Below are 12795 nucleotides of genomic sequence, written 5' to 3' on the forward strand. Positions count from 1 at the left end.
ATTAAAAACATTACATAATATGACTAAATATTGAAAAAATATTGAATTTTTAATAAAATTCAATTTGTAATACATATTATTTATTAGGGGAGGAAATAAGGGATGAACAAGAAACCGTTCAAAGTTTTGTCATCAATCGCATTGACAGCTGTATTAGGCCTTTCATTCGGAGCTGGCACTCAATCTGCATATGCTGAAACGCCTGTGAATAAAACAGCTACGAGCCCAGTTGATGATCATTTAATTCCGGAAGAACGTTTAGCAGATGCATTAAAAAAACGTGGGGTAATTGATTCGAAGGCTTCAGAGACAGAAACAAAGAAAGCAGTCGAAAAGTATGTAGAGAACAAAAAGGGTGAAAATCCTGGGAAAGAAGCAGCGAATGGGGACCAACTTACGAAAGATGCATCCGACTTTTTAAAGAAAGTGAAAGATGCGAAAGCAGACACGAAAGAAAAATTAAATCAACCAGCAACAGGCACACCTGCAGCAACAGGCCCAGTTAAAGGCGGTCTAAATGGTAAAGTACCAACTTCTCCAGCGAAACAAAAAGACTATAACGGTGAAGTTCGTAAAGACAAAGTACTCGTTTTACTTGTAGAGTACGCTGACTTTAAACATAATAATATCGACAAAGAGCCTGGATATATGTATTCTAACGATTTTAATAAAGAACACTATGAAAAAATGTTATTCGGCAACGAGCCATTCACATTAGATGATGGAAGTAAAATTGAAACGTTTAAACAATATTACGAAGAGCAATCTGGTGGTAGTTATACTGTAGACGGAACAGTTACAAAATGGTTAACAGTTCCTGGTAAAGCTGCTGATTACGGTGCAGATGCTGCTAGCGGCGGCCATGATAATAAAGGACCAAAAGGGCCACGTGATTTAGTAAAAGATGCATTAAAAGCAGCTGTAGATAGTGGTATTGATTTATCAGAGTTCGACCAATTTGATCAATACGATGTAAATGGTGATGGAAATAAAAATCAACCAGACGGTTTAATCGATCACTTAATGATTATTCATGCGGGTGTTGGACAAGAAGCTGGCGGTGGTAAATTAGGTGATGATGCAATTTGGTCGCACCGTTGGACAGTTGGACCAAAGCCATTCCCAATTGAAGGTACACAAGCGAAAGTACCATATTGGGGTGGAAAGATGGCAGCATTCGACTACACAATTGAACCAGAAGATGGAGCAGTTGGTGTATTCGCACATGAATATGGTCACGATTTAGGTCTTCCAGATGAGTATGATACACAATATAGTGGTCAAGGTGAGCCGATTGAAGCTTGGTCTATTATGAGTGGTGGAAGCTGGGCTGGTAAAATCGCTGGAACGACGCCAACGAGTTTCTCACCACAAAATAAAGAGTTTTTCCAAAAAACAATCGGTGGTAACTGGGCAAATATCGTAGAAGTAGATTACGAGAAATTAAATAAAGGTATCGGTCTAGCGACATATTTGGATCAAAGTGTTACGAAATCAGCAAGACCAGGTATGATCCGTGTTAACTTACCAGATAAAGATGTTAAAACAATTGAGCCAGCATTTGGAAAACAGTATTACTACAGCACAAAAGGTGACGATCTTCATACGAAGATGGAAACACCGTTGTTCGATTTAACGAATGCAACGAATGCAAAATTTGATTTCAAGTCATTATATGAGATTGAAGCAGGTTATGATTTCCTTGAAGTACACGCTGTAACAGAAGATGGTAAACAAACGTTAATTGAAAGACTTGGTGAGAAAGCAAATAGTGGAAATGCAGATTCGACAAATGGAAAATGGATTGACAAATCATATGATTTAAGTCAATTCAAAGGCAAGAAAGTAAAATTAACATTTGATTACATTACTGATGGTGGTTTAGCATTAAATGGATTCGCTCTTGATAATGCTTCATTAACAGTAGATGGTAAAGTAGTATTCTCTGATGACGCAGAAGGTACACCACAATTAAAATTAGATGGTTTCGTTGTATCTAACGGAACAGAGAAGAAAAAACATAACTACTATGTTGAGTGGAGAAACTATGCTGGGGCAGATAACGCGTTGAAATTTGCTCGCGGTCCAGTATTTAACACTGGTATGGTTGTATGGTATGCAGATTCAGCTTATACAGATAACTGGGTTGGTGTACATCCAGGACACGGTTTCCTTGGTGTAGTTGATTCTCATCCAGAAGCAATTGTTGGTACTTTAAATGGTAAACCAACAGTTAAGAGTAGTACACGATTCCAAATCGCTGATGCAGCGTTTTCATTTGACAAAACGCCAGCTTGGAAAGTCGTATCTCCAACGCGTGGAACATTTACGTATGATGGCTTAGCAGGCGTACCGAAGTTTGATGATTCTAAAACGTATATTAATCAACAGATTCCAGATGCAGGACGTATTTTACCGAAGCTTGGTTTGAAATTTGAAGTAGTAGGACAAGCTGATGATAATTCTGCAGGTGCTGTTCGTTTATATCGTTAATACTGTAAAACTACCGAGAGATTTTCTTTCGGTAGTTTTTTTGTGAGCAATGAATTTTATATAGCTGAAAAAGTCATATATAATGTAACCTTAAGAATAGAAATTTGTTATATATGAAGTTTATATAAATAATGAAAGAATTGGATAAAAATAGTGGGAGAAGGTGAGTGAATGAGTATTTCCTCTATTGTAAGTAGGCAAAAGGAATATTTTTTAAAAGGGCATACGAGAAGCATCGAAATGAGAAAGAATAATTTGAAGAAGCTTTATGAAGGCATTCAGCGTTTTGAAGAAGAAATATTTCAGGCATTGAAATTAGATTTAAATAAGTCAGTTCACGAGTCGTTTACAACGGAAGTTGGATATGTATTAAAAGAAATTTCCTTTCAATTGAAACATATGTCATCGTGGAGTAAACCGAAACGAGTTCGAACAGCACTTACTCATTTTGGATCAAAAGGAAAAGTAGTGCCAGAACCGTATGGTGTGACGCTTATTATTGCACCGTGGAACTATCCTTTTCAATTAGCAATTGCACCACTTGTAGGAGCACTGGCAGCTGGAAATACAATCGTTTTAAAGCCGTCAGAGTTAACGCCAAGCGTTTCAAAAGTGCTTAAGAGAATGTTAGATGAATTATTCCCAGAAGAGCTTGTAGCGGTAGTAGAAGGTGGCGTTGAAGAGAGTACATCTTTGCTGAAGGAACCGTTTGATTATATTTTCTTTACTGGTAGTGTTGGCGTTGGAAAAGTTGTAATGGAAGCAGCAGCGAAACAGTTGACGCCGCTCACTTTAGAACTTGGCGGGAAAAGTCCTTGTATTGTACATAAAGATGCAAAGATAGAGATGACAGCAAGAAGAATTGTTTGGGGTAAGTTTTTAAATGCAGGGCAGACGTGTGTAGCGCCTGATTATATGTACGTGCATTCTTCCGTGAAAGAAAAGCTAATTGAGGCACTGCGACATGAAATTACAGAGCAGTATAGTAAAGAACCTTTACAAAATGAAAATTACGTGCGTATTGTAAGTGAGCGTCATTTTGAACGATTATGTGGATTCTTACAAGATGGTCAAGTCGTAATTGGTGGAAACTATGAGAAAGATACTTTACATATTGAACCGACAGTACTAGCGGATATTACATGGCAAGATGCTGTTATGGAAGATGAAATTTTTGGTCCGATTTTACCAATCATAGAGTACGACAATATAGAAAATGTAATTGGCACAATCCAGCAACATCCGAAGCCGTTAGCGTTATATGTATTTTCTGAAGATAAAGAAGTACAAAAGAAAGTGACGAGTAATATTTCATATGGTGGAGGCTGTATTAATGATGTTGTCTATCACCTTGCTACGCCATATTTACCTTTTGGGGGTGTTGGAAGTAGTGGATTAGGGGGTTATCATGGGAAAGAAAGTTTTCGGACTTTTTCACATTATAAAAGCATTTTAGCCCAATCTACAGCATTCGACATGAAAATTCGTTACTCTTCTACAAAAAGTGCTTTAAAATTCATACGAAAGTTGTTAAAATGATGATGGTGTTTATCAGTAGGCGTAGCCGTATGATAATAGCCCCTTCGCAATGGAAGGGGTTTTTCTGTTCGACGTTATGTATCAGGCGAAAATGAATCAAACATACTACATAAAGAATAGAAACGAACGCTTGCTAAATAACCATTTTTGTTTGGATCGAAACAAAAAATAGTCTATAGAACATAAATATTTATTCATGAATATAAAAATTTAAAATTTAAGGTAGATAGGACGGGAAAATGAAAAAGATTATTAAAGTTGAAGCAGTTGAAAAACATTTTGGAAATCAAGTGATTATCCCACCTCTTTCTTTAGATATTAAAGAGGGAGAGTTTTTAACAATTTTAGGGCCGAGTGGCTGCGGGAAAACGACGTTACTTCGTATGATCGCAGGATTTGAAACTCCAACTAAAGGGAATCTTTTATTAGATGATGAAAGAATTAACGATTTGCCGCCATATAAGCGTCATATGAACCTAGTGTTCCAACATTACGCACTATTCCCACATATGACAGTAGAGAAGAATATTTGTTTTGGTATGAAAATGCAGAAAGTATCAGCAGCAGAGCAGAAAGAGCGTGCTGAAGAGGCAATGCGTTTAACGCAGTTACTTGAGTTCCGTAATCGTAAACCTGCGAAGCTTTCTGGTGGACAACAGCAGCGTGTTGCAATTGCAAGAGCGATTGTAAATAATCCGCGTGTATTACTATTAGATGAGCCACTTGGAGCGCTTGACTTTAAGTTACGAAAAGACTTGCAACGTGAATTGAAAAACTTACAACGTAATTTAGGAATTACGTTCATATACGTAACGCACGATCAAGAAGAAGCAATGAGCATGAGCGATCGTATTGTAGTTATGAATAAAGGACATATCGAACAAATCGGAACACCGAAAGAAATTTACAATAAGCCGAAAACATTGTTCGTTGCGACATTCATCGGTGAAAATAATATTGTGAAAAACGGGGAAGGCTATGTAGCAATTCGCCCTGAAAATGTAAAAGTACGTTCGGTTGAAGAGTCAATTTTAAAAGAATACCATCTTGGACATATTGAAGATATCGAGTTTGTCGGAAATATGGAGAAGCTTTATGTACGTGATGAGAAAACATCAGAATTACTAATGGCATATCAAACTGCTGAAGAGGCAGCACAGTGGAGCATTGGAGATAATGTATATGTAGGCTGGGAGCAAGAGGACGAGGTGACCTTAAATTGAAAAAAGGGAAATTACTCGCACTACCTACAGTCGCGTGGCTGTTAATTTTCTTCCTAATCCCGCTCGTATTCGTATTAGGATTCGCCTTCATGCAGCGCGGAGCTTACGGGACAGTAGAAATGCAATTTACGCTGGAGAATATATCCCGTGTGTTTGATCCATTATACTTAGGAACGTTATGGGAAACTGTTAAAATTGCAGTTATTACAACAGTAATATGTTTATTAATTGGTTATCCGTTTGCGTATACAATTACAATTGTTGACCGCAAATACCGCTCTATTCTTTTATTATTGGCAACGATCCCGTTTTGGATTAACTTTCTTGTTCGTTCATACGCATGGATTGTTATTTTACGTTCACAAGGTCTTGTGAATACGTTGTTATTAAAGCTTGGCATTATTAGTGAACCGTTAAATTTATTATATAATACTCCTTCTGTAATACTCGGAATGGTCTATTCTTTATTACCATTTATGATTTTACCAGTGTATGCAGCAATTGAGCAGTTGGATAAGCGTAAGCTAGAAGCGGCTTATGATTTAGGAGCAACACCAATAAAGGCATTTTGGAATATAACAGTGCCGATGACGATGTCAGGAATTGCGACTGGTTCTATTTTAGTATTCGTTTCTTCTATCGGAATGTTTGTTGTATCAGACGTGATGGGCGGATCGAAAGTAGCATTAATTGGAAACGTTATTCAAAATCAATTCTTAGGTGCACGTGACTGGCCGTTTGGATCTGCGTTATCGATTATCGTTGTTCTATTCTCTGTTCTGTTAATTTACTTATATTATCGTGCAACGAAAGTATATAAATATAATGAGAACGGAGGGGAATAGGCAAAGATGAAGAAGTTTTTAGTTTCTTATTCTTGGTTAATTTTGTTATTCTTGTATTTTCCAATGATGGTTTTAATGGTCTATTCTTTCAACGACTCTCGCATTAATGCGGAGTGGGAAGGTTTTACATTCCATTGGTATACAGATTTATTTCAAAAACAAGATGTTATTGATGCATTTGTAAATAGTATTACGATTGCAGTTATAACAACGATTGTGACAACGGTACTTGGTGTATTCTTTGCAATCGCTTTACATCGTTATAAATATCGTTTTGAAGGGGCTATTAATGGCCTTGTATATTTACCAATTTTAATTCCTGATATTTTAATGGGATTATCTTTACTAATTCTTTTCAGCCAGTTAGGAATGGAACTTGGACAAACAACGATTATTATTGCACATATTACATTTAGTATTTCGTTTGTTGTTGTTATTTTAGCTGCGCGTCTTTCAAGTATGGGACGTGACTTAGAAGAAGCTGCAAATGATTTAGGAGCAACGCCTTGGCAAACGTTTCGTTATGTAACGTTCCCAGCAATTGCACCGGGAGTTATTTCGGCAGCATTATTAACATTCACATTATCAATTGATGATTTTGTAATTAGTTTCTTCGTATCAGGACCAGGATCAACAACATTGCCACTATACATTTACAGTATGGTTAAGCGCGGAGTATCACCAGAAATCAATGCTCTTTCTACAATTTTAATTGTTGCTATCGTAGGATTAATGGTTCTATCTGAAATCTTCCGGAATAAAGGTGCAGATGGTGAAGAAAACTCTGGAGGACACCTTCCTTTATAATACGAACGATATAGAAAGTACAAGGGGGTAATAAACCGATGAAATTAATGAAAAGAATAGCTGGCGCAGCAATTAGTTTTAGCCTTGTTGCTGGTGTGCTTGCTGGTTGTGGTGAAAAGAAAGAAGAATTAAATATTTATAGCTGGGCTGACAATTTTGATGAGCAAGTGCTAAAAGATTTTGAAAAGAAATATAATGTGAAAATTAACTATGACAAGTACGCAAGTAATGAAGAAATGCTTGCGAAATTACAAGCTGGTGGCGCAAAGTATGACTTAATCCAGCCGTCTGATTACATGGTTAAAACAATGGCGAAAATGGACTTATTAGCGCCGTTAGATAAAAAGAATATCCCGAATATCGAAAATATGGTTTCTAATTTCAAAACACCTGCGTTTGATCCAGAGAATAAATATTCTTTAGTGTACACTTGGGGTGTAACAGGGATTGCATACAATAAAAAGTATGTGAAAGAAGCACCTACAAGCTGGGCGGACTTATGGAATGAGAAATATAAAGGACATGTAACGTTACTGAACGATTCTCGTGAAGTATTAGGAGTGGGTCTTAAGAAGCACGGGTTCTCAAACAGTACGAAAGACGATGCACAATTAAAGACAGCAGCAGATGATTTAAAGAAGCTGCTTCCAAACTTATTAGCATTTGATACAGATAACATTAAACAAAAATTCATTACAGAAGATGCTTGGATCGGAACAGTTTGGTCTGGAGATGCAGCATTTATCGCAAAAGATAATAAAGATGTAGAATATGTTGTACCGAAAGAAGGCGGCACAATTTGGGCTGATACGTTAGCAATTCCAAAAGGTGCAAAACATAAAGAGCTTGCTGAGAAATTTATGAACTACTTACTAGATGAAAAAGTAAGTGTGAAAAACTACGAGTCAATTGGTTACAGTAATCCAAATGAAAAAGCTCATCCTCTTCATAGTAAAGAATACCGTGATAATCACATGATTTTCTTAACGAAAGAAGAGTTAGATCGTACAGAATGGCTTGTTGATGTAGACGATAAGTTAAAAGACTATGATCGTTACTGGACAGAGCTAAAAACAAAAGGTAAATAAGTAAGGAAATGCGGTTTCTAAAGTAGAAATCGCATTTTTTCATAGTAGGAGGAAATCGTTTGAAGAAGAAGTTACATCAGTATGAGGTAATGTGTATCGGTTTGTTATTTGCTGTATTTGGTATTGTTGCTTGGCGCGTACATGCAGGTGGCGTTACAGTGATGGATACATATGTCCGTGGATTAGTAAGAGGGCTACAAACGGAAAGTTCTCTTATATTTTTCTCGTACTTTACAAAATTGGGATCAGCAATTGGGATAGTCACTACGCTCGTTATAAGTTTGCTTGTTTTTTGGAAGAAGCGTTATTATGCTGCGATGATTGTATATCCAATGGGGATTTTAATAACACATCTTGTGAATAAAGGGATAAAAGAGATTGTAAAGAGAGAACGTCCGTCATTAAATGAAGCGCTAGATGCACTTGGATATAGTTTTCCTAGTGGACATGCAATGCTATCGATTATGACATTTGGATTTCTTACTTATATCATTGCTGCTAATTTGAAAAGCGTAGCTGGGAAATGTGTCACAACGATTTTGATGGGTATAGTAATTCTATCGATTGGATTAAGTAGAGTCATTTTAAATGTACATTACCCAACTGATATTTTAGCTGGTTACTGCGTAGGTGGTATTTTGTTAATTATCGCGATTTACTACCATCGTTTACTTACTGAGAGATTAGGGCTTAATAAAGAGAGATAGAAAAACGTCTGGAAAAACTATTATTATAGTTTTTCCAGACGTTTTTTGTTTATATCAAGATGTGATACAGTATAAGTGACAATTGAATTATTTAAAGTAGGTGAAAATGTGTGAAGACAAACGTACATAAAGTTGATAAGTGGGGGAAGTTAGGAGCCTTTTTGTATCAGTTTCGTTATACAGTAATTGTAGCGTTACTGTTGCTCGCAATCGCACTTGGGATTTTTGCTCCAAAGTTACCGGGAGTATTAGGTGGTGACGGTTTCCAAACGGAAGGCGACTATCAAAAAACAAAAGAAATTTTAGATCAAGATTTTAAGAAGTCTCAAGATACGCTACTGCTCGTTTTTGAGAAAAATAAAGATGCTTCGCATGAGGAATTTAAAAAGCGAATAGATGAAATTGTAAAGAATGTTCAAGAGAAAGAGAGCTATGAATCTTTCCATCACCCAATCCAAAATAAAGAAATGCTACAAGATGACATCGGTTATGCGACAATTTTATTTTCCGGGAAAACAAATAAAGAAAGAATGGAAAAGACATTACAATTTGCTGATGAGATTGAGAAAGAAAGTAATGTAGCATTAAAAGTAACACCTACAGGATTTCCGAAAATTAATCAAGAGATTAATGAAAGAACGCAAAATGATTTAAAAGTAGCAGAAATGATTGGATTACCAATTGCGTTTCTTGTATTACTATTTTCGTTTGGTAGTCTTTTGGCATCAATTTTACCGATTTTGAATGGGGCGCTTAGTGTTATTAGTACGATGGGGATATTGTATTTCATCGGTGTTGATAAAGAACTATCTATTTTCGTGTTAAACGTTGCGCCGATGATTGGACTTGCATTATCTATTGATTTTGCGCTATTATTTGTGAACCGTTTTCGAGAGGAAGTTGCTAAACGAACGGTAAAAGAAGCGATAGCAATTACATATCAAACGGCAGGACGTGCGATTGTATTTTCAGGATTATGCGTATTTGTTGGGTTATCCGGTTTGTTTTTCTTTAAGATAGATTATATTCAATCTGTCGCGATTAGCGGAATGATTGTTGTCATTATGAGCATTTTATTCTCACTCACACTTCTTCCAGCACTATTATCGTTAATAGGTAAAAGAATATTAAAAAAGAATCAAGTAGCACATACGCCGGCAAAAGCATGGCGTAAATTTGCACAATTTGTGATGAAACATCCAATTGCAATGATTATTGTTGTTACAACATTTATTGTTATTTGCTTATTACCATTACGTACAGCGAATTTGCAGTTCCCTGGTGTTGAAGCTTTACCTGAAAAGAGTGATACAAGGATTGCATATGAAAAGTATGAAGAATCATTTAATGAAACTGTCAAAACACACGCTGATGTTACGTTAGTTGTAGAGACGAAAAAAGATATGAAAGAAAAAGAAAGTCTACAAAAGATAGAAGAAGTCGTTCGAAAGTTAAAAGATGATAAGAAAGTACATGAAGTAAGAAGTTTATACGACGGGTTAACTGGAATGAAAGCAGATCAAGTTGTTGGAATATTGCAGTCGCCAGAATCAGCGAAACTAACTCCTGTATTTGAAGCATACACGCAAGGGAATAAGACGACGATAGAAATCTTTTTGAAAACAAAACCACGTACAGAGACTGCAAAACAGTGGGTACGTGACTTTAAAAAGAACTATAAAGAAACGGATGTTACGTATTATCTAGGCGGAATGACGACGTTTCAACAAGAATTAGAAGATGAAATTAAAGATAAAGTTGTAATTGGTATGTCTGTTATATTTGGATCGACCTTTGTTATATTATTATTTGCATTCCGATCTATACTCATTCCAATTAAGGCAATTGTTATGAATATACTTAGTTTAAGTGCAACCATTGGAATTGTTGTTTGGTTATTTGAAGGTGGTCATTTCGGTTTAGAAGCAAGTCCGGTTCTGTTTGTCTTACCAATCTTCATTTTTGGCCTCGTATTTGGGCTTAGTATGGATTATGAAGTATTTCTTATTTCACGTATTCATGAGCTCTATGAAGAAACAGGAGATAACGATCAAGCAACGTTAGAAGGGCTCGTTTCAACAAGTAGAATCATTACATCAGCTGCTTTAATAATGATTGTTGTAACTGGTGCATTCGCATTTACTGATATTTTACCAGTAAAGCAGATGGGTCTTGGCGTTGCATTAGCAATATTTCTTGATGCAACAATTATTCGTCTTATGCTCGTACCAAGCTTAATGAAGTTATTTGGAGACTGGAACTGGTGGTTACCATTTCGAAAAAAACGAGAAAAAGCATCATAAAAAATGCTCATCAATATGATGAGCATTTTTTATGAATAGCAAAGCCTACATTTTGCAAATAGTATGTGATAAGAACATTACATAATAAGTAGGTGAAGGCAATGTTTCGTTATTTTAAGTTTAAGTTAAATGATACAGTACAGTTTGCCGAGAACGATGGGCATATGTATCGCATTGTCGGTTATCGGTTAGAAAAAGGATTTTATCCAAAAGATGAATGGACTCATATCATTTATGAACTACTTAGAGAATTTGACGGGTATACGATGGATGCAGAAGAGGAAGAACTTGTAAAGGTCGTTCAAGTAGAGGATGAGTATTACAAAATACAAGAAGTATCAGGTTATCGCTATCCAGTAAAAATGAAACAAAAACAACAAGTGATGAAAATAGAAAAGATGGACGATTTATTAGATGCTTACAATGATTATAAAAGGTTGGCGGATTTTTTTAAAGATTTATCGTATGAACAAAAAGCTGAAGAAGTATTATTAGAAATGAAAAGACTTAGAGCTTGAGGGGCAGTCTATTATAAGACTGTCCTCTATTTTTGACAGTGCATCAAAGTGTGTTTTCCGTTACAATGAGAGAATCAATAGAAATAAGGTGATAAACAGTATGGAAACAAAGAAAAAGGGCGAATGGTGTGAAATTATCGTTCCAGCTAAATGGAATGGTATAAGTATTGAATCGGTATTAAAAGTAGAATGGGAAATACCGAAAAAGCTATTACATCAGCTTCGTATGGAAAAAGGTGTTACGGTTAACGGGGAACAAAGAAGATGGAATGAGCTTTTAAAAGAGAACGATAAGTTACAAGTCCATATGTTTGCGGAGGAAGAGTACGGTGTAGATCCAGAATATGGTGAATTACATGTAGTATACGAAGATGATCACGTACTTGTCGTAAATAAACCAGAGCAAATGGACACACACCCTGCTGAAAAAGGTGGAACCGGGACGCTTGCAAATCTTGTTGCTTTTCATTTTCAAATGCAAGGTTTAGAGACGAAGGTGCGTCATATTCATCGTTTAGATAAAGATACGACAGGTGGTGTCGTGTTTGCTAAGCATAGAATTGCTGGTGCAATTATGGATCGTCTATTAATGGAAAGAAAAATTAAAAGAACGTACGCAGCGCTCGTTGAAGGGAAAGTAAAGAAGAAACAAGGAAAGATTGATGCTGCTATCGGAAGGGATCGCCATCATGCTACAAGGCGTCGTATTTCTCCAAAAGGTGACCAAGCTATCACATATTATAAAGTAGAAAAGTATTTTAAGAAGCAAAACACGACTTTCGTAACGTTACAATTAGAAACGGGTAGAACACATCAAATTCGTGTTCATATGAGTCATAATGGTAATCCACTAGTTGGGGATGTATTATATGGTGGACAAACAAAATATATGTCCAGTCAAGCATTGCATGCGATGAAGATAAATTTCTTGCATCCAATTACGAAAGAAGCAATTGAAGTTGATGTGCCGTTTCCTACAAAGTTAAATAAAAAAATAAAAGAATTTCAAAAAGAAAATGCGTAAAGTATAAGTTTTAACTTGAAAAAAGTAGATTTTTGCAGGGATTTCTCTAAAAGAAGCGAAGCCGTTAAGAGAAAAGAGAGGTGAGAATCACTTGATCAAATATAAGTATGTACTTGGAATATTTTTCGCTTGTCTTTTACTTACTCTATTTCTCTATCCCTATTTACCAAATCGTATGGCAGTACATTGGAATGTAAATGGTGAGCCAAACGAGTTTATGAGTAAACAAGTTGTTGTAGCATTTATTC

11 protein-coding genes are annotated in these 12795 nt (G+C 36.1%); all 11 read left to right on the forward strand.

The features are described 5' to 3' along the window. Positions 1 to 102 precede the first annotated feature (102 nt). Positions 103 to 2493, forward strand: coding sequence for a M6 family metalloprotease immune inhibitor InhA1 (gene inhA1, locus ABWK52_RS17980; RefSeq protein WP_001035943.1), 2391 nt, complete (start codon positions 103 to 105; stop codon positions 2491 to 2493). A gap of 171 nt (positions 2494 to 2664) precedes the next feature. Beyond that, complete coding sequence (locus ABWK52_RS17985; RefSeq protein ID WP_000028382.1) at positions 2665 to 4032, forward strand: aldehyde dehydrogenase; 1368 nt, start codon at positions 2665 to 2667, stop codon at positions 4030 to 4032. A 239-nt stretch (positions 4033 to 4271) separates the two neighbouring features. Further along, the gene (gene potA, locus ABWK52_RS17990; protein WP_000720336.1) at positions 4272 to 5255 is read left to right on the forward strand and encodes a spermidine/putrescine ABC transporter ATP-binding protein PotA; all 984 of its coding nucleotides are present in this window, start codon (positions 4272 to 4274) and stop codon (positions 5253 to 5255) included. Beyond that, complete coding sequence (gene potB, locus ABWK52_RS17995) at positions 5252 to 6100, forward strand: spermidine/putrescine ABC transporter permease PotB (protein WP_000715500.1); 849 nt, start codon at positions 5252 to 5254, stop codon at positions 6098 to 6100. The genes potA and potB overlap by 4 nt, the downstream gene beginning before the upstream one ends. A 6-nt stretch (positions 6101 to 6106) precedes the next feature. Next, positions 6107 to 6907: a spermidine/putrescine ABC transporter permease PotC gene (gene potC, locus ABWK52_RS18000; protein WP_000714192.1), complete on the forward strand. Its 801-nt coding sequence runs from the start codon at positions 6107 to 6109 to the stop codon at positions 6905 to 6907. A gap of 38 nt (positions 6908 to 6945) precedes the next feature. Beyond that, positions 6946 to 7995, forward strand: coding sequence for a spermidine/putrescine ABC transporter substrate-binding protein PotD (potD, locus tag ABWK52_RS18005; protein ID WP_000772485.1), 1050 nt, complete (start codon positions 6946 to 6948; stop codon positions 7993 to 7995). 59 nt (positions 7996 to 8054) lie between these two features. After that, entirely contained in the window at positions 8055 to 8702 is a 648-nt protein-coding gene (locus ABWK52_RS18010; protein ID WP_000727790.1) for a phosphatase PAP2 family protein, read from the forward strand. 110 nt (positions 8703 to 8812) lie between these two features. Further along, positions 8813 to 11005 (forward strand): MMPL family transporter, encoded by a 2193-nt coding sequence (locus tag ABWK52_RS18015; RefSeq protein WP_098005797.1) that lies wholly within the window; start codon positions 8813 to 8815, stop codon positions 11003 to 11005. Between the two features lie 101 nt (positions 11006 to 11106). Further along, positions 11107 to 11523, forward strand: coding sequence for a hypothetical protein (locus ABWK52_RS18020; protein WP_000490301.1), 417 nt, complete (start codon positions 11107 to 11109; stop codon positions 11521 to 11523). Between the two features lie 100 nt (positions 11524 to 11623). After that, positions 11624 to 12547 carry an RluA family pseudouridine synthase gene (locus tag ABWK52_RS18025; RefSeq protein WP_098020718.1) on the forward strand — a complete coding sequence of 308 codons (924 nt, stop codon included), beginning with the start codon at positions 11624 to 11626 and terminating at the stop codon, positions 12545 to 12547. 91 nt (positions 12548 to 12638) lie between these two features. Further along, positions 12639 to 12795 (forward strand): DUF1648 domain-containing protein (locus tag ABWK52_RS18030; protein WP_353772053.1); only part of this gene is annotated, 157 nt, incomplete at its 3' end.

It is taken from the genome of Bacillus sp. AP50, from assembly GCF_040492675.1.
Taxonomy (GTDB): domain Bacteria; phylum Bacillota; class Bacilli; order Bacillales; family Bacillaceae_G; genus Bacillus_A; species Bacillus_A cereus.